14 protein-coding genes are annotated in these 17,991 nt (G+C 60.7%); 6 read left to right on the top strand and 8 right to left on the bottom strand.

Annotated elements, in window-relative coordinates; all coding sequences use genetic code 11:
* Nucleotides 1–32: 32 nt before the first annotated feature.
* From hisC to FHT69_RS21195, 4 genes are all read right to left on the bottom strand, one after another.
* Nucleotides 33–1,094, bottom strand: a complete 1,062-nt coding sequence (gene hisC / locus FHT69_RS21210; protein ID WP_028756534.1) for a histidinol-phosphate transaminase — start codon at nucleotides 1,092–1,094, stop codon at nucleotides 33–35.
* A 16-nt stretch (nucleotides 1,095–1,110) separates the two neighbouring features.
* Nucleotides 1,111–2,361: a flavodoxin-dependent (E)-4-hydroxy-3-methylbut-2-enyl-diphosphate synthase gene (gene ispG / locus FHT69_RS21205; RefSeq protein ID WP_183905928.1), complete on the bottom strand. Its 1,251-nt coding sequence runs from the start codon at nucleotides 2,359–2,361 to the stop codon at nucleotides 1,111–1,113.
* Nucleotides 2,362–2,560: 199 nt separating this feature from the next.
* Nucleotides 2,561–3,751 (bottom strand): MFS transporter, encoded by a 1,191-nt coding sequence (locus FHT69_RS21200; RefSeq protein WP_028756536.1) that lies wholly within the window; start codon nucleotides 3,749–3,751, stop codon nucleotides 2,561–2,563.
* Nucleotides 3,752–3,816: 65 nt separating this feature from the next.
* A complete protein-coding gene (locus FHT69_RS21195) occupies nucleotides 3,817–4,593 on the bottom strand; it encodes a DeoR/GlpR family DNA-binding transcription regulator (RefSeq protein ID WP_028756537.1) in 777 nt (258 codons plus the stop codon).
* Nucleotides 4,594–4,804: 211 nt separating this feature from the next.
* Between FHT69_RS21195 and FHT69_RS21190 the strand changes: the two genes are divergently transcribed.
* The 4 genes from FHT69_RS21190 to FHT69_RS21175 all read left to right on the top strand — a co-directional run bounded on the left by FHT69_RS21190 (nucleotide 4,805) and on the right by FHT69_RS21175 (nucleotide 8,249).
* Complete coding sequence (locus FHT69_RS21190) at nucleotides 4,805–5,662, top strand: DMT family transporter (protein ID WP_183905927.1); 858 nt, start codon at nucleotides 4,805–4,807, stop codon at nucleotides 5,660–5,662.
* Nucleotides 5,663–5,814: 152 nt separating this feature from the next.
* A complete protein-coding gene (locus tag FHT69_RS21185) occupies nucleotides 5,815–6,588 on the top strand; it encodes an amino acid ABC transporter substrate-binding protein (protein WP_017995516.1) in 774 nt (257 codons plus the stop codon).
* Nucleotides 6,589–6,789: 201 nt separating this feature from the next.
* Nucleotides 6,790–7,470: an amino acid ABC transporter permease gene (locus FHT69_RS21180; RefSeq protein ID WP_012759450.1), complete on the top strand. Its 681-nt coding sequence runs from the start codon at nucleotides 6,790–6,792 to the stop codon at nucleotides 7,468–7,470.
* A complete protein-coding gene (locus FHT69_RS21175) occupies nucleotides 7,467–8,249 on the top strand; it encodes an amino acid ABC transporter ATP-binding protein (RefSeq protein ID WP_183905926.1) in 783 nt (260 codons plus the stop codon). The genes FHT69_RS21180 and FHT69_RS21175 overlap by 4 nt, the downstream gene beginning before the upstream one ends.
* 279 nt (nucleotides 8,250–8,528) lie before the next feature.
* Here the strand turns inward: FHT69_RS21175 and FHT69_RS21170 are convergent, their stop codons facing one another.
* From FHT69_RS21170 to FHT69_RS21160, 3 genes are all read right to left on the bottom strand, one after another.
* Nucleotides 8,529–9,101, bottom strand: a complete 573-nt coding sequence (locus FHT69_RS21170) for an NADPH-dependent FMN reductase (protein WP_183905925.1) — start codon at nucleotides 9,099–9,101, stop codon at nucleotides 8,529–8,531.
* A 190-nt stretch (nucleotides 9,102–9,291) separates the two neighbouring features.
* Nucleotides 9,292–12,756, bottom strand: a complete 3,465-nt coding sequence (gene pyc / locus FHT69_RS21165; RefSeq protein ID WP_183905924.1) for a pyruvate carboxylase — start codon at nucleotides 12,754–12,756, stop codon at nucleotides 9,292–9,294.
* 216 nt (nucleotides 12,757–12,972) lie between these two features.
* Nucleotides 12,973–13,728, bottom strand: a complete 756-nt coding sequence (locus tag FHT69_RS21160) for a LuxR family transcriptional regulator (protein ID WP_168333616.1) — start codon at nucleotides 13,726–13,728, stop codon at nucleotides 12,973–12,975.
* A gap of 323 nt (nucleotides 13,729–14,051) precedes the next feature.
* Between FHT69_RS21160 and FHT69_RS21155 the strand changes: the two genes are divergently transcribed.
* A complete protein-coding gene (locus tag FHT69_RS21155; RefSeq protein ID WP_028758321.1) occupies nucleotides 14,052–15,815 on the top strand; it encodes a glucan ABC transporter ATP-binding protein/ permease in 1,764 nt (587 codons plus the stop codon).
* A gap of 457 nt (nucleotides 15,816–16,272) precedes the next feature.
* Nucleotides 16,273–16,626, top strand: a complete 354-nt coding sequence (locus FHT69_RS21150; RefSeq protein ID WP_047615754.1) for a VOC family protein — start codon at nucleotides 16,273–16,275, stop codon at nucleotides 16,624–16,626.
* A gap of 50 nt (nucleotides 16,627–16,676) precedes the next feature.
* Here the strand turns inward: FHT69_RS21150 and FHT69_RS21145 are convergent, their stop codons facing one another.
* Entirely contained in the window at nucleotides 16,677–17,915 is a 1,239-nt protein-coding gene (locus FHT69_RS21145) for an OpgC family protein (RefSeq protein ID WP_183905923.1), read from the bottom strand.
* Nucleotides 17,916–17,991: the final 76 nt, after the last annotated feature.

Genomic DNA, 17,991 nt, shown 5'->3' with positions numbered 1-17,991 from the left:
TTAAAAGCTGAACCGCTCTATCCCTTTCCAGGTCAGGCTGCCAATATTTCCGTGAGAGCCGAAACCAGGCGGGCACATTCCTCGTCCGTGCCGATGCTGATCCGCAGGAAGTCCGAAATACGCGGCTTGGCAAAAAGCCGGACGAGAATGTTCCGCTCGCGAAGGGCGGTGAGAAGCGCTGCACCCGACTGACTTTGGTGCCTTGCGAAAACGAAATTCGCCTGGGACGGCAAGACCTCGAAATCCAGCGCTTGGAGTTCGGAGACGAGGTTTTCCCGGCTGGCGATAAGCTTCCTCCGGCATGTCTCGAACCACGCCTCGTCCTTGATCGCCGCCGTCGCGGCGACCTGCGCCAGGCGATCGAGCGGATAGGAATTGAAACTGTCCTTGACGCGCACCAGCGCCTCGATCAGTTCCCGCTGCCCCAGCGCGAAGCCGACGCGCAGGCCTGCGAACGAGCGGGATTTCGACAGGGTCTGAATGACAAGCAGATTGGGATATTTTGAAATGAGCGGGACGGCGCTTTCGCCGCCGAAATCGACATAGGCCTCGTCGATCACGACGACCGCATCCGGGTGAGCGGCGACAAGCGCCTCTATGTCGGCACGCGGCAGGCCGATCCCGGTCGGTGCATTCGGATTGGGGATGATGATCGCGCCGCACGGCCTGTCGTAATCCGCCAGTCGGATCTGGAACCCGTGATCGACAGGCACTTCGATCGCTTCGACATCGTATAGCAGGCTATATGTCGGGTAGAAGCTATAGGTCACATCGGGATAGAGAAGCGGCCGTTCGTGTTTCAACAGCGCCTGAAACGCGAGGGCGAGGACCTCGTCGGAGCCGTTGCCAACGAATACTTCTTCCGCCATCAGGCCGAAACGGGCGGCGATCGTCTCGCGCAATTCCGTCGCCGCGGGATCGGGATAGAGCCGCAGACGATCGTCCGTCGCTTGCCGGATTGCCTCGAGTGCCTTCGGAGACGGCCCGTAGGGATTCTCGTTAGTGTTGAGCTTGACCAAGCCGGCGATACGCGGCTGCTCTCCGGCGACATAGGGCCGAAGCTTGCTGACGATATCAGACCAATACCGGCTCATTCGAACTCGAAGGCGTTCATTCCGCCGCCGTCCGCCGGCCGAAACGCTTCTCGATATAATCGACGACAAGCGCCTCGAAGTCGGCGGCGATATTGGGGCCGCGCAGCGTCAGCGCCTTACGGCCATCGATGAAAACAGGGGCGGCCGGCGTCTCGCCGGTGCCGGGAAGCGAAATGCCGATATCGGCATGTTTGCTTTCACCCGGCCCGTTGACGATGCAGCCCATGACGGCGACGTTCAGCGCCTCGACTCCGGGATACTTTTCGCGCCAGACCGGCATGTTCTTGCGAATGTCGTTCTGGATGTTCTGGGCAAGCTCCTGGAACACCGTCGAGGTCGTGCGTCCGCAGCCCGGACAGGCGGCAACGACCGGTATGAACTGGCGGAAGCCCATGACCTGCAGGATCTCCTGCGCCACCTGGACTTCGCGGGTGCGGTCGCCATTCGGCTCGGGCGTCAGCGACACGCGGATCGTATCGCCGATGCCATGCTGCAACACGAAGCCCATAGCCGCCGACGAGGCGACGATGCCCTTGGTGCCCATGCCGGCTTCGGTCAGACCGAGATGCAGCGCGTGATTGGAGCGTTCGGCGAGCATCGAATTGACGGCGATCAGATCCTGCACCTGGCTGACCTTGGCCGACAGGATGATGCGGTTGCGCGGCAGGCCGATCTCCTCGGCAAGGGCTGCCGAAAGCAGCGCCGACTGCACGATCGCCTCGCGCGTCACCTGCCGGGCCGAAAGCGGCGAACCGGCCGCGGCATTCTGGTCCATCAGCGCCGTCAGCAGATCCTGGTCGAGCGAACCCCAGTTGACGCCGATACGCACCGGCTTGTCATGGCGGATCGCCATCTCGATGATCTCGGCGAACTGCTTGTCCTTCTTGTCCTTGAAGCCGACATTGCCGGGGTTGATGCGGTATTTCGCCAGCGCCGCGGCACAATCGGGATGATCGGCGAGCAGCTTGTGGCCGATATAGTGGAAGTCGCCGATCAATGGCACGTCCATGCCGAGCCGCAGCAGCCGCTCGCGGATCTTCGGCACGGCGGCCGCACTCTCGTCACGGTCGACGGTGATACGCACAAGCTCCGAGCCAGCCCGGAACAGGGCGGCGACCTGCGCGACGGTCGAGTCGATATCGGCCGTATCGGTATTCGTCATGGATTGCACGACGACCGGCGCCCCGCCGCCGACGATGACGCCGCCGACATCGACGGCAACGGAAGCGCGGCGCGGTTTCGGATCAAAATCGGCGGCTGACAACATGAAGAGTTCTTGCACCCCTAAAGCATGTCGCGCAAAAGTATGCAGCGGTTTTGCGATCACGACATGCGCAAAATAAAGACCTAAAGCGCGAGAAGCAAATCTGAAAGATTGCGACGCGCTTTAGAAACAGCGCCTTTCAGGTGGATCATGACCGCTTTCTTGTCAACCGCCCCCGATATCACTTTTGGTTGGAGGCGGTTCAGTGGCCGCCTCCGGAGGTCCCATCGGCATAATGGGCCAGTTTGGAAAACAGGAGGACGACGAGCAGCAGCACCGGCAGCGCCATGAAGACCGCAGCGAAGCCGACATGCTCGGCGACGAAGCCGATCAAGGACGGTGCGACCAGCATGCCGGAGTAGCCCATGGTCGTGACGACCGAGATGCCGATGCCAGGCTTGAGGCCGGGAATATTGCCCGCCGCCGAGAAAGCGATCGGCACCATGTTGGAAATCCCGATCCCGCAAAAGGCAAAACCCAGGATAGCGATCTCGGCATTGGGGGCCAAGCCTGCAAGCAGCATGCCGACGATCGCAAACAGCGTGCAGATGCGCAGCGTCTTGACGCCGCCCAGACGGTCGCGCACCAGATCGCCGGCAAAGCGCATGATCGCCATGGTCGCCGAAAAGGCTGCGAAACCAAGACCGGAAAGTGCCACGGATGCATCCATTTCCTGCCGGAGATAGAGCGCGCCCCAGTCGAGAACCGCACCTTCCGGCACCATGCTGAACAGCGCCATCAATCCGAGCAGCCACGGCAGCGGCACCATCGGCAGCTTCGTCTTTTCCTTCTTGGTGTCGGGATGCGGCGGGTCCGCAAGGATCATCGGCCATGCCAGAGCAAGGAAGATTGCCGCCAGCACCGTCGCCAGTTCCGCATGACCGAGAATACCGAGCTTGGAAATCACGATGCCGCCGAGACCTGAGCCGATCAGTCCACCAAGACTCCAGAACGCATGGCAGGACGACATGATGGCGCGGCGCATGGATTTCTCGACCGACACCGCATTGGCATTCATCGCCACATCCATTGCGCCAATGAAGCCGCCGAACAGGAAGAGCGAGATGGCCCCGGTGATCACATTTGGCGCGAGCGTCAATGCCAGCAGCAACGGCAGCACGCAGACAGCCGTCACCTGAACGACGATACGCGAGCCGTGCTTGGCAATCTGCGCACCGGCAATCGGCATCATGACCAGCGAGCCGACGCCGAAGACGAGGATCATCAGCCCAAGCTCGAACTTGCTCAGCGCCAGACGCTCGGCAAAGTCCGGAATCTTCGGCGCCCAGCAGCCGACGACGAAGCCATTCATGAGAAAGAGCAGGGAAACCGCCGCCCTGCTTCTGGTAACGAAGCCGCTCCGGACCCCCGGCGCACTTACATGACTGTCCATTTCTCGGTCTTTCCTCATTGCCGGGCTTGCAAGCGCCCGATTTCCCTAAACTCTGTGACGTCGCCTCAGTTCGTTTTCTCGGCGATAACAGTCCTGCATCCGCGCTCGCGGTAGCGGCCGAGAATTGCCGGATCGGCATCGTGTTCGACCACCAGACATTCGCAATGGGCAACCGGCAGGACACTATGGGGGGCGGCAGTGCCGAATTTCTCCGAGGTTGCAGCCACCAGCACCCTTTTGCTCCTCGACGTCGCAAACCGCTTGAACTCCGCATCCTCGAAACCGAACACCGTGATGCCGGCCTCAAGGTCGACGCCGCAGGCGCCGAGAATGCAGAGGTCGGGCGAAATCTGCTCCATATCGCGCAGGGCCTTGGCGCCGAGCGCACCGCCCGTCTGCCGATCGACCATCCCGCCGATCAGGATGACGTTGATGGCAGGCTTGTCGATCAGCGCTGCGGCAATCGCCGGCGCATTCGTCGCAGCCGTCAGCGCAAGATCGGCCGGCAATGCATGGGCAATCGCCAGATTGGTGCTGCCGGCATCGAAGAACACGGTCGAACCGGCGGCGATCTGCTGTGCCGCAGCGCGCGCCAGCGCCTGTTTCCGGTCGGCGGCAAAGCCGATGCGCTGCGTCAGGCTTCCATGCGCCGGCGAGACCGGCAATGCGCCGCCATAGACCCGCTCGCAGAGCCCCGCGGCCGCCATCTCGCGCAGATCGCGCCGCACCGTATCCTCGGAGACGCCGAATTCGAGCGCAAGTTCCGCCGCCAGCACGCGGCCATTCATCCGCAACCTCTCGGAAATCACCCCTTGACGCTCGCGTAATAGAAAATCCTGCATGTTCCTACCGGATCGACATCTCACAAATCCAGAAACGTGCATAAACACTTATGATCGTGCAAGCAATACGCATTGCTACACGTTTTCTGACGTTTTGAAACAAAGTCACTACCAGAGCGAAATATGTCCTATTGACCGGTCTAAGAGGCAGGAATATCGATTCATCATTCCCGATTCCCTCCGGCATATCCGCCATCTGGTGCGTCTTCCTGTGAAAAACTCCGTCAGCCTGGGCATCCTGCTCACGACCGTCGCCTATATGGCGTTTACCTTCCATGACGCGATCATCAAGATCCTGACTTCAAGCATTCCCGTCTGGCAGATCCTGTTTTTCCGCAGCCTCACGATCTTCCTCGGTTGTCTCGCCTATGGTCGCGGCAAACTCGTTCGCCAAACGATCACATCGCCGATCGTCAAGCCGATGATCCTTCTTCTTTGTGCCTGGCTTTCCTATTATTCCGCGGCAAGCCGCCTGCAGCTTGCCGAAGTGACGACGCTTTATTACGCCGCACCTGTCGTCGGTACCCTGCTCGCATGGGTCATCCTGAAGGAAGAGGTCACGCCGGCGCGCTGGCTGGCCGTCGGCGTCGGTTTCGTCGGTGTCTTGATCGCCTGCAATCCGGTCGGCCTCACCATTTCCTGGCCGGTCTATCTTGCGCTGCAGGCGGCCGTCCTCTGGGCATCCGCCATGGTGCTGCTGCGCAAGACCTCGCTGCACGAAAAGACCATCGTGCAGCTCACCGTTTCCAACGTCTTTTTTCTTGCCCTGACCGGCCTTGCCGTTCTCTACACCTGGCAGACCCCCGATATGACGCAGCTCGCGCTGCTCATTGCCACAGGCATCGTTGCCGGCTGCGCCCAATTCGCCCTTTTCGAAGGCATGCGCCAGGCGCCCGTCTCCGTGCTTGCACCATTCGAATACAGCTCTCTCGTCTGGGCCTTCCTCCTGGGCTATCTGATCTGGGCCGACATCCCAACGCACAATGTGGTCGTCGGCGCGGCCCTGATCCTCAGCGCCGGATTGATCATCATCGTCAGCGAAAGGCTGCGCCGCCGGGCCGGAGCATGATGCCTGTTTCTGCAGGATTCATGGTTGGAACGGCCGCTTGAGAAAATTATTTGCAGTTGCTGCTTTTATTCGCAGTTTTCTACGCTTCCGGCGCCATAATTTTCTGCAAAGTATCCCCATCCGATGACAACCTCCCAAGGATGGATAAAACAATGAACTGGTTGAAAACCGTCGCCGCTGCCGCCCTCATTCAGGCTGCGGCCCTCCTGCCTGCCCATGCCGGCGAGAACCTCGCCGCCATCAAATCGGCCGGCGTCTTCAAGATCGGTACCGAAGGCACGTATGCGCCCTTCACCTATCATGACGAAAGCGGCAAGCTCGTCGGCTTCGATGTCGAGATCGGCGAAGCGATCGCCGCCAAGCTCGGCGTCAAGGCCGAGTTCGTCGAAGGCAAGTGGGACGGCCTGATCGCCGGCCTCGACGCCAAGCGCTACGACACCGTCATCAATCAGGTCGGCATCACCGAAACCCGCAAGCAGAAATATGATTTCTCCGAGCCCTATATTGCCTCCAAGGCCGTGCTGATCGCCCGTGACGGCGATGACAGCATCAAGTCCTTCGCCGATCTGAAGGGCAAGAAGGCCGCCCAATCACTGACCAGCAACTTCGGCAAGCTCGCCACCGAAGCCGGCGCCGAACTCGTCGGCACCGACGGTTTCGATCAGTCGATCCAGCTCGTGCTGACCAAGCGCGCCGACGCCACGATCAACGACAGCCTCTCCTTCCTCGATTTCAAGAAGCACAAGCCGGACGCGCCGGTGAAGATCGTCGCCGAACAGGAAAATGCCGACTACTCCGGCGTCATCATCCGCAAGAACGAGCCGGAGCTTCTCGCCGAAATCAACAAGGCGCTTGCCGACATCAAGGCCGACGGCACCTATAAGAAGATCGCCGACAAGTATTTCGGCCAGGACGTTTCCAAGTAAGCTTCGTTCAAGAAAAGAACCCCCTCCCCCACAAGGGCAAGGGGGTTCGATGCCGCGCCGCCTCATCTCAGAACAGCCTCCCCGCCATAGTACGGTCGCTATTTGGCGCGCCGAAGGCCCCGATAAGCCCCTCCCCCTTGTGGGGAGGGGTTGGGGAGGGGTATTCCACTTCGACGCACCAACCGACCAGAAGGAATTCCCTTGGCGCACTGGCTCCAACTGATGGCGGAATCGCTGCCTTCGCTCCTGTGGGCGGGGCTGATCTTCACCATTCCGCTGACCCTGCTCTCCTTCGTCTTTGGCCTGGCCCTCGGGCTCGCCACCGCGATCGCCCGACTCTTCGGGCCGATGCCGCTCTCCGCCGTCGCGCGCTTCTATGTCTGGGTCATCCGCGGCACGCCGCTGCTCGTTCAGCTCTTTGTCATCTTCTACGGCCTGCCGAGCCTCGGCATCCTGCTCGATGCCTTCCCGGCCGCCCTCATCGGCTTCACCCTGAATATCGGCGCCTATAGCTCCGAGATCATCCGCGCCGTCATTTCCTCGGTGCCGAAAGGCCAGTGGGAAGCTGCCTATTCGATCGGCATGAGCTGGCGCCAGGCGATGAGCCGCACCATCCTGCCGCAGGCCGCCCGTGTCGCCGTGCCGCCTTTGTCGAATACTTTCATCTCGCTGGTCAAAGACACGTCGCTTGCCGCCGCCATCACCGTGCCGGAACTCTTCCAGGCGGCGCAGCGCATCGTCGCCACCACTTATGAGCCGTTGATCCTCTATATCGAGGCGGCGCTGATCTATCTCGTCCTGAGCTCCGTCCTCTCGCAGTTGCAAGTGCGGCTGGAACGCCGCTTCGCGCGTTATGGCGGTATGCTGGAGGCAAATGCATGATCGAGCTTTCCAACATCGAAAAGCGCTTCGGCGATGCGGTCATCCTGAAGGATATCAGCATCCGCATCCCCGAAGGCAGCGTCACCGCGCTGGTCGGACCTTCCGGCGGCGGCAAGAGCACGCTGCTGCGCTGCATCAACCTGCTCGAAATTCCGACAACAGGCGCGATCCGCCTGGGAGAGGAAACGCTGGCCTTTACCCCGGACAAACGAACGAGCTGGCAGGCGATCCAGAAGATCCGCCGCCAGACCGGCATGGTCTTCCAGAACTTCCAGCTCTTCCCGCATCAGACCGCGATCGAGAATGTCATGGAAGGTCTGGTGACGGTGCTGAGATGGCCGAGGGAAAAGGCCCGCGAACGCGCAATGGAATTGCTGACCAAGGTCGGCATGACCCACAAGGCCGACGCCTGGCCTTCGACACTATCGGGTGGCCAGCAGCAGCGCGTCGCAATTGCCCGGGCACTGGCGCCATCGCCGCGCGTGCTTCTTTGCGACGAGCCGACATCCGCGCTCGATCCCGAACTTTCGGCCGAGGTGGTCGATGTGCTTGGCAAGCTTGCCAGCGAAGGCACGACGATGGTGATGGCGACCCATGATCTCCGGCTCGCCTCGAAGATCGCCAATGACGTCGTTTTCCTGGAAGCCGGAAGCGTGGTGGAAACGGGCAGCGCCAGGGCGATCTTCAATACGCCGGAGCGCGAGCGCACCAAGCGCTTCATCTCGACGATCAACGCCGCCAATACTTACGATATCTGCGCTAGAGCCTTTCCGGGTTAGATTGCAGCATTCTGTTGGCTCAAACGGAGTCGGATGGTCGACCGGCCGGCGCGCGTCGTAGCCCGGCTCTACGGCCAAGCCGGCCCGTTTCAGCCAACCCTCCCGCAGATTTGCCTTGCAAATCTGCAAGACTTTAGAAGCGCCGGACGCACCTATTGCTTCGCATAGTGAAGCAGTGCGGCCGGTGGGCCGGGCATCTTTGCGCCGGCAGAATGCTGCAATCCAACCGGGAAAGGCTCTGGTGCCGGGATGCGAACATCCCGGCATCGCTCGCTGCAATCAGGAGGCCGTAACGACGGCGCGCGCGGCCTTCAGCGCATTGCCCCACCATGTGAGCTGATCGAGCATGTTCTTGGCGGCCTCATTGAGATGGGCGTAATCACCGAGGCTCTTGCCTTCCTTGAGAACCGCAAGATATTCGCTGAACGCGATGTGGACGGCGGTCTTGACGGACGCTGCGCTCATTTCGACGAAGATCAGGCGAAGCTGCTCGACCGCACGTGCGCCGCCGACGCCGCCGTAACCGACGAAACCGACCGGCTTCTGAATGAATTCGCCGAGATCGAGCGCGTTCTTCAGAACCGCGGTCGGCGCATGGTTATATTCGGCGGCGGTAAAAATGAAGCCGTCGAACTCGCGCAGCTTCTTCTTCCAGTTCTCTGCGGTTTCGCTTTCCGCCGTGGTGGCGCGCTCTTCCCCGAAGAAATGCATGGGGTAGTCGAGAAGGTCGAGAACTTCGACTTCGAGATCAGAGCGCTGGCTGGCGAAATCTGCGATCCACTTGGCCGGATGCTGGGCAAAACGGCCAATACGCGTGCTGCCGACAATGACGGCAATCTTCAACTTGCTCATAGACGATTTCCTGATGGGTCTTGGGGGCGGGTGGTGAGCGTGCCAATCTATGAGAAAGCCTCCTCGCCGGGCAAGGCAAGGAGGCCGCTCACTTTTCACAAAATCAGCTTTTTAACAGCCCGACCGTACACAATCGGGTGATCGGTAGCATGGCCGAATGCAACCCTTCGGAAACATCGACCCCGCCTGCTCAGCCGGCGTAGACGACGAGCAGGTCCTTGGCGTCGATCTGATCGCCGGCGCGCACCAGCACCTCGGAAATCGTGCCATCCTTTTCCGCGTGCAGCGCCGTTTCCATCTTCATCGCCTCGATGGAGACGAGCACGTCGCCGGCATTGACGACCTGGCCGGGCGAGACGAAGACACGGCTGATGACACCCGGCATCGGCGCACCGACATGGATGGCATTGCCCGGCTCAGCCTTGCGGCGGACGGCGGCACCCGTCGCCCCATGAGCCCGGTCCGGCACCTTGATGCGGCGCGGCTGGCCGTTGAGCTCGAAGAAGATGGTCACCATGCCCTGGCTGTCCGTCGCGCTCATCGCCTGGTTGACGATGACGAGCGTCTTGCCGCGTTCGATATCGGCAAACAGTTCCTCGCCATCCTTGAGACCGTAGAAATAGGCCGGCGTCGGCAGCACCGAGACCGGGCCGTAGGTATCGGAGGCGAGCGCGAAGTCGGTGAAGACCTTCGGATACATCAGATAGGAGGCAAACTCGAAGTCGCTGATCTCTCGCTCGAGTTTCGTCTCGATGACTTTACGCTCGGCATCGAGATCGGCCTCCTTGAGCAGCGAGCCGGGGCGCACGGTATAGGGCTTGTCACCCTTCAACGCCTTCTTCTGCAGCGCTTCGGGCCATCCAGACGGCGGCTGACCGAGATCACCCTTCAGCATCGATACGACCGATTCCGGGAAGGAGACTTCCTTGTCGGGGCTGACGACATCGGCGACCGTCAGGTCCTGCGAAACCATCATCAGCGCCATGTCGCCGACGACCTTGGAAGACGGCGTCACCTTGACGATATCGCCGAACATCTGGTTGGCGTCGGCATAGGCCTGCGCCACCTGATGCCAGCGGGTCTCGAGGCCGAGCGAGCGCGCCTGTTCCTTGAGGTTGGTGAACTGGCCGCCCGGCATTTCGTGCAGATAGACTTCGGATGCCGGACCCTTCAGATCGCTTTCGAAGGCCGCATACTGGTTGCGCGCCGCTTCCCAATAGAAGGAAATACGGCGGATCCATTCCGGATCGAGGCCCGGATCGCGCTCCGTACCGCGCAGCGCCTCGACGATCGAACCGAGACAGGGCTGCGAAGTATTGCCGGAAAGCGCATCCATGGCCGCATCGACGGCATCGACACCGGCATCGACGGCGGCAAGGACGGTCGCAGCCGCAATACCCGATGTATCATGCGTGTGGAAATGGATCGGCAGGCCGGTCGCCTCACGCAGCGCCTTGAACAGAACCTTGGCAGCCGCGGGCTTGAGCAGGCCCGCCATATCCTTGAGCGCGATGATGTGAGCGCCGGCCTTTTCGAGCTCGACCGCAAGGTCGGTATAGTATTTCAGATCATATTTCGGACGGGCCGAGTTCAGGATATCGCCGGTATAGCAGATCGCCGCCTCGCAGAGCTTGTTCTCCTCGGCAATGGCATCCATCGAGACGCGCATGTTCTCGACCCAGTTGAGGCAGTCGAAGACGCGGAAGAGATCGATGCCGCCCTTGGCCGCCTGGCGAACGAAATACTTGACGACATTGTCGGGATAATTGGTGTAGCCGACGCCGTTGGCGCCGCGCAGCAGCATCTGCAGCAGAAGGTTCGGCGCCCCCTCGCGGATCAGTGCCAGGCGCTCCCACGGATCCTCGGTCAGAAAGCGCATGGAAACGTCGAAGGTCGCGCCGCCCCAGCATTCGAGCGACAAAAGATTCGGCAGCGCATGCGCATAGGTGCCGGCGATGCGGGCGATGTCATAGGTGCGCATGCGGGTGGCGAGCAGCGACTGGTGGCCGTCGCGCATCGTCGTGTCGGTCAAGAGCACGCGCTTTTCGTTGCGCATCCATTCGCCGAATTTCTTCGGACCGAGCGTGTCGAGGAACTGCTTCGTACCGTCCTTGACCGTATTGCCGTTGGCATAGGGAACCACCGGTTCGGCCGCATTATCAAGCGGCCGCGGCCGGTCCTTGGCCTCGGGATGGCCATTGACGGTGACGTCGGCGAGATAGGTGAGCAGCTTCGTGGCGCGATCCTGGCGCTTGACCTGCTGGAAAAGCTCCGGCGTCGTATCGATGAAGCGGGTCGTGTAGCTGTTATCCCGGAACTTCGGATGGCCGATGATCGCTTCGAGGAAGGTCAGGTTGGTGGCGACGCCGCGAATGCGGAATTCGCGCAGCGCCCGGTCCATGCGGGAAATCGCTTCGGATGGATTTGGCGCCCATGCCGTGACCTTGACGAGAAGCGGATCGTAAAAGCGGGTGATGATGGCGCCGGAATAGGAGGTGCCGCCGTCGAGCCGGATGCCGAAACCGGAGGCCGAGCGATAGGCGGTGATCCGACCGTAATCCGGAATGAAATTATGCTCCGGATCTTCCGTGGTGATGCGGCACTGCAGCGCATGGCCGTTGAGACGGATATCCTTCTGCTCGGGCACGCCCGATTCCGGCGTGCCGATTGCAAAGCCGTCGAGGATGTGGATCTGCGCCTTGACGATGTCGATGCCGGTGACAACTTCGGTCACCGTATGCTCGACCTGGATACGCGGATTGACTTCGATGAAGTAGAATTTGCCGGTATCGGCATCCATCAGGTATTCGACGGTGCCGGCGCCGATATAATTGGTCGCCGCCGCAATCTTCAACGAATAGGCGGCAAGCTCCTGGCGCTGCGCTTCCGAGAGGTAGGGGGCCGGTGCGCGCTCGACGACCTTCTGGTTACGGCGCTGGATCGAGCAGTCACGCTCGAAGAGATGCACGACATTGCCGTGCGTATCGCCGAGAACCTGGCTTTCCACATGGCGGGCGCGCTCGACGAGCTTTTCCAGATAGACCTCGTCCTTGCCGAAGGCGGCCATCGCCTCGCGTTTGGCCTCCGTCACTTCGCGGGCAAGGTCCTTCGGATCGCGGATGGCGCGCATGCCGCGCCCGCCGCCGCCCCAGGAAGCCTTGAGCATGACGGGATAGCCGATCTCCTCGGCCATCTTGGCCACTTCGGCCATATCCTCGGGCAGGGGGCCGGTGGCCGGCACCACAGGCACGCCGACCGAGATCGCCAGGTTGCGCGCTGCAACCTTGTTGCCGAGCTGGCGCATCGTATCGGCCTTCGGGCCGATGAAGATGATGCCGGCCTTGTTGCAGGCATCGACGAATTCGGGGCTTTCCGACAGAAGGCCGTAGCCGGGATGGATCGCGTCCGCGCCCGAAAGCTTGGCGACGCGGATCACCTCCTCGATCGAGAGATAGCTCTCGATCGGACCCATATCCTTGGCAAGATGCGGGCCGCGGCCGACCTGATAGCTCTCGTCCGCCTTGAAGCGGTGCAGGGCCAGCTTGTCCTCTTCCGCCCAGATGGCCACCGTTTTTATTCCAAGTTCGTTGGCCGCGCGGAACACGCGAATGGCAATTTCGGAGCGGTTGGCAACGAGAATCTTGGAAATGGGCAAAACGGTCTCCTCAGACGTTCAGACGCGGGCATGCTGCACCCGCGAAGAAAATTCTTAACTTCTTGTCACAGGAAGTTCAATTTCTCTTGCGACTGCGAAATGCACTTTCTCGCCATTCTGAAGCGCATAGCATCGGACTCGCGTCATTTGACGCGCTTTTCTTATGATCATGCATGTCGTTGTCCAAAGCCGCTGCCCCGTTTTGGACGACATGCATCAGCTTATCAGGCCATGGCGGAAGGCAAGCGCCACCGCTTGCTGCCTGTTTTTCGCCTTCAGCTTGTCCTGCAGGCCATTCATATACCAATCGACGGTATGGTTTGAGATCTTCAGCATCTTGCTGATCTCCATCGAGGTCATCCCTTCGGCGAGATAGTGCAGGATTTCCATCTCGCGTCGGGTCAGCGGCGTCTCGGCCGGCAGCACGGTCTCCAGCGCCTGCACTTCGCCTTTCAGGTCGAGCAACCGCCAGAAGGCCTTGCGCGCCACCGCCTCGAACAGTGCGATCTCCACCGGCGACAGCTCGATTGGCTTGCCGGCGAGATTGAGGCTGCCGAGAATGCCGTTTCGTCCGTGGATCGGAAAGATGTAGCCATCTTCCAGTCCATGGCCGAAGGCATCGACCATCATCTGCTCCATACGGCGTTGCTGCCCATCCTTGCTGAACGCCGCCATGCTGTCTCGCCAGCGGAAAGGCCGCTGGGCATGGGCGAGATAACGCACCATCGGATCGATCAGCACATATTTTTTCGCGGTATATATCTGCGGCCATTGTTCCGGCCAGCGGCCGGCAAGCGCCGCAGCCCAGGGTTCCGGATTCGGCTGCGCCGGATTCTGCGGCACATGGCGCAGCAGGCCGTAATAGTCGAAGCCGCAATCGTGGATGCCCTGCTCCAACTCGGTGACGACGACCTCAGGATTTGAACATTCTTCCAGAATTATAAGCAATTGAATTAACGAATTAATATTCACAAAAATGCCCCTTGCCCGGACTTGACGCCCGCATCGAGGCCGTCGGCGGCTTTTCAAATTGGTCGCGAAACGGTCTTCTTCAAAAAATGCAGTCACTAATTTAATGCTGTGCTAAACATTTAATAAAATGCAAGCGCAAATTGTTGCGAGATATGTTCATGCAGCAATTTCAGCGCCATAGCCATCTCGTCGCATCCTGCGATAGTACGATCGGGTTTAATCGTCGCGACGATCGAAGCCTGAATGCTCCGTTAATCGCCGGTTCAGGTAGCCTTTTGTAGCATCGCATCATCCCGTTTTCGCAGATGCACAAGAGGTTCGACGTGACGCTATTCAAGGTCTATGCAAGAGCTCTGCGCTATCTTGGCGCCTACAAGCTGCGCGTATCCCTGGTCGTTATCGCAAACATTGTTCTGGCGACGATCACCATTGCGGAGCCGATCCTGTTCGGCCGCATCATCGATGCGATTTCCGGCAAGGGAGAGGTGAAGCCTATCCTCTTCATGTGGGCGACTTTCGCCGTCTTCAACACCATCGCCTTCGTCCTGGTGGCCCGCGAGGCCGACAGGCTGGCGCATGGACGCCGGGCAACGCTGCTGACGGAAGCCTTTGGCCGCATCATCTCCATGCCGCTTGGCTGGCACCACCAGCGCGGCACCTCCAACGCGCTGCATACATTGCTGCGTGCCTGCGAAACGCTGTTCGGCCTCTGGCTGGAATTCATGCGCAACCACCTGTCGACGGTTATCGCGCTTACCCTTCTGGTGCCCACCGCAATGTCGATGGACTTGCGCCTTTCCGCCGTGCTCATGGTGCTCGCCATCGCCTACTGGCTGATCGGCCGCGTCGTCATGAGCCGCACCAAGGACGGCCAGGCTTCGGTCGAGAACCATTATCACACTGTCTTCTCGCATGTCAGCGACTCGATTAGCAACGTTTCGGTCCTGCACAGCTACAACCGCATCGAGGCTGAAACCCGGGCGCTGAAATCCTTCGCCGACCGTCTGCTCGAAGCCCAGTATCCGGTGCTCGACTGGTGGGCGATCGCCAGCGCGCTGAACCGCATGGCTTCGACCATCGCGATGATGGTGGTCCTGATCATCGGCACCATGCTCGTCCAGGCCGGCCAGCTGCGCGTCGGCGACGTCATCGCCTTCATCGGCTTCGCCAACCTGCTGATCGGCCGCCTCGACCTGATGCGCCAGTTCGCCACGCAGATTTTCGAGGCTCGCTCCAAACTCGAGGACTTCTATACGCTCGAAGACTCGGTACGTGAACGTGAAGAGCCGGCTGGCAACGGCGAGATCAAGGACGTCAAGGGTGCGATTGAATTCCGCGACGTCTCCTTCGGCTTCGGCAACAGCTCGCAGGGCCTGCACAATGTCTCCTTCTCGGTGAAGGCAGGCCAGACGGTCGCGATCGTCGGCCCGACCGGCGCCGGCAAGACGACGCTCGTCAACCTGCTGCAGCGTGTCTACGATGCCCAGGGCGGCAAGATCCTCGTCGACGGCACCGATATCACCAAGGTGACCCGCAAGTCGCTGCGCCGCCACATTGCCACCGTCTTCCAGGATGCGGGCCTGCTGAACCGTTCGATCAGCGACAATATCCGCCTCGGCCGCGAGGGCGCCAGCGAAGAGGAAATGCGCCGTGCGGCTGAAGCCGCCGCCGCCGCCGACTTCATCGAGACCCGTGAGGATCGCTACGATACGCATGTCGGTGAACGCGGCAACAAGCTCTCCGGCGGCGAGCGTCAGCGCATCGCGATCGCCCGCGCCATCCTCAAGGACGCGCCGATCCTGGTGCTCGACGAGGCGACCTCGGCGCTCGACGTCGAGACCGAAGCCCGCGTCAAGGCCGCGATCGACAATCTGCGCCAGAACCGCACCACCTTCATCATCGCCCACCGCCTGTCGACGGTCCGCGAAGCCGATATGGTGCTCTTCCTGGACGACGGCCGTGTGGTCGAACAGGGCAGCTTCGACGAACTCAGCCACAGCAACGGCCGCTTCGCCGCCCTGCTGCGCGCCAGCGGCATCCTGACGGACGAAGAAGTCCGCAAGGCCCATACCACCGAAGCCGCCTGATCGGTTCGGGTCTCAAGACAAAGGCCGGAAGGGTAGCTCCCTTCCGGCCTTTTTGTTTGCCAGAGCCCCGGGAGCGGCGCCTTACCGTCTGATCGTCCTCTGCCCTGCCGGATATCTCCCCCACAGGTGTAAAGCCCGGATATATACGTGACAGCTGTTCGGAGACATGCCTGACACTTCCAGAATGTTTTTCGACAGGTCGGCAGGAGCTTGCTCCCCGTAAAGCATCAACCACTCCGGTTGCCGTGCCATATCGCCTTATCGCCTTCAGTTTAGAGTCATGCGACGGCCAGTTGTTCGGGAAGCCCTCGCGCCATCCAATCTCCCCGTGCGGGGAGATGCCCGGCAGGGCAGAGGGGTACCGCACGGCACAACATCTCCGCTCTGACCCACACGATTGATCACCCCGCCGATCTTCCCTAACCTTCGGCAGTCAACGAGCATAGGGAGAAAGCCCATGAAGGTCCTGCGCATCGTCGCCAATATCCAGGCAGCGGATATCACCCTGGCCCGGCGTTTCTATCAGGATATCCTCGGTCTCGACGTCATCATGGATCACGGCTGGATCACGACGTTCGGCGCATCGCGTTCGATGAATGTTCAGCTCAGCATCGCCAGTGAAGGTGGTTCCGGAACGGAGGTGCCGGACCTTTCGATCGAGGTTGACGATCTGGATGCCGCTTTCGAGGCGATGTCGGCCTCAGGCTTTCCGATCGAGTATGGCCCAGCCGATGAGCCCTGGGGCGTCAGGCGTTTTTATGTGCGCGATCCGCTGGGAAAGTTGGTGAACATCCTCGTTCATAAAAAATGAGCCGGCGGCCTTTCGGCTACCGGCTCCTACATTTGACATAAATCCGAACCCTATTTCCGATCGCTCCGGCGATAGGCATTGGCCGTTCCGCCGATGCGGACGGGAACGGGGATGCTGGCGGTATCGGCGACGAGTTTTCCCTTGAGCTTGCCCTGTTGGCGCTTGCGCTCGAGATAATAGGCATAGGCGAATTGTATCGCGACCCCTGATATCACGAAGATCGGGCCGACCAGCGGGTCCTTGTTGGTGAGGTAGAGCACCACCTGGCCGATCATGGCGAGGATCGTGCCGGCGACGAAGATGTTCAGCGAATGGCGCCCGAGGATCGTCAGCGGATGATCCGCAGAACGGCGCAGGATCCGCGAGAGCGCCGGGATGCTGATGACGAGATAGGTCAGCGCCAGCACATGCAGCAGCCGCGGCAGCGACAGGAAGGTCTTGTCGAAACCGGTGATAACGGTCGGCAGGCCAAGTGCGGCCAGCGAGTTGCCGAAAATCCAGAGATGGCCCGTCACCCAGACGAAGGACAGTAAGACGTAAGCGGCAGCGGCCGCCAGCAGCAGCGGATGCCGCGGGATCGTGCCGCCGCGCTTGATATGCAGCATCGAGACGATGCCGATCGAAAACAGGAACTGCCAGGAGAGCGGATTGAGGAACCAGTAGCCCTCGATCAGCATGTTGTGCGGCGCCACCTCGTAGATCCCTGCAAGCAGCCAGACGGTGCCCGAGACACCGAGCGCCAGCAACGGGCTCCGCGCATTCAAGAAGAGGATAATCGGCACCATCAGCATCAGCGCGCCGTACATCGGCAGGATATTGTTGTAACCGATCTGATGGCCGAGCAGGAGCAGAGCCGGAATGCCTTCCTTCAGGTTCATCAGAACCGCCAGGATATTGATTTCGACCAGCAATCCCGGCCGGTGGAACAGCCAGGCACCACAGATGAACAGCGCCAGCGTCATGAAGGTGGTGATCATATGGGCGAGATAGAGCGTGAAGGCGCGCTTCGCTGCCTTGATCGCCACCTTGAGCCGGTTCCCCGGCTGAAAGCGAGCCCCATAGGCAAGACCGACGGCGATGCCCGAGATCAGCACAAAGGCCTCGGCGGCATCGGAGAAGCCGAAATTCTTCGTCGTCACATATTCGAAAATCTGTCCGGGAACATGATTGATGAAGATCATGATCAGGGCCACACCGCGCAGGACGTCGAGCCTTGTGTCGCGCGCTGGCGCAGCTGCGGATAGAGTACTGCGCCCAGGGACGATGGCTTCGGACGGCGTGCTTGCCATGGGTCTCTCCTTATTATCCGATTTGCAAACGCGACGACGGCCAAAAGGGTTCCCTTTTGGCCGTCGCGAATCGCCG

It is taken from the genome of Rhizobium sp. BK008 (assembly GCF_014197345.1).
Lineage (GTDB): Bacteria > Pseudomonadota > Alphaproteobacteria > Rhizobiales > Rhizobiaceae > Rhizobium > Rhizobium anhuiense.
The sequence above is the reverse complement of the archived record's forward strand: the minus strand, read 5'-3'. Positions and strand labels throughout refer to the sequence as shown.

Bases quoted from the DNA above. Each gene is read 5' to 3' on its own strand.
- hisC (WP_028756534.1), bottom strand. From the start codon at position 1,094: ATGAGCCGGTATTGGTCTGATATCGTCAGCAAGCTTCGGCCCTATGTC.
- ispG (WP_183905928.1), bottom strand. From the start codon at position 2,361: ATGTTGTCAGCCGCCGATTTTGATCCGAAACCGCGCCGCGCTTCCGTT.
- FHT69_RS21200 (WP_028756536.1), bottom strand. From the start codon at position 3,751: ATGGACAGTCATGTAAGTGCGCCGGGGGTCCGGAGCGGCTTCGTTACC.
- FHT69_RS21195 (WP_028756537.1), bottom strand. From the start codon at position 4,593: ATGCAGGATTTTCTATTACGCGAGCGTCAAGGGGTGATTTCCGAGAGG.
- FHT69_RS21185 (WP_017995516.1), top strand. From the start codon at position 5,815: ATGAACTGGTTGAAAACCGTCGCCGCTGCCGCCCTCATTCAGGCTGCG.
- FHT69_RS21175 (WP_183905926.1), top strand. From the start codon at position 7,467: ATGATCGAGCTTTCCAACATCGAAAAGCGCTTCGGCGATGCGGTCATC.
- FHT69_RS21170 (WP_183905925.1), bottom strand. From the start codon at position 9,101: ATGAGCAAGTTGAAGATTGCCGTCATTGTCGGCAGCACGCGTATTGGC.
- FHT69_RS21150 (WP_047615754.1), top strand. From the start codon at position 16,273: ATGAAGGTCCTGCGCATCGTCGCCAATATCCAGGCAGCGGATATCACC.
- FHT69_RS21145 (WP_183905923.1), bottom strand. From the start codon at position 17,915: ATGGCAAGCACGCCGTCCGAAGCCATCGTCCCTGGGCGCAGTACTCTA.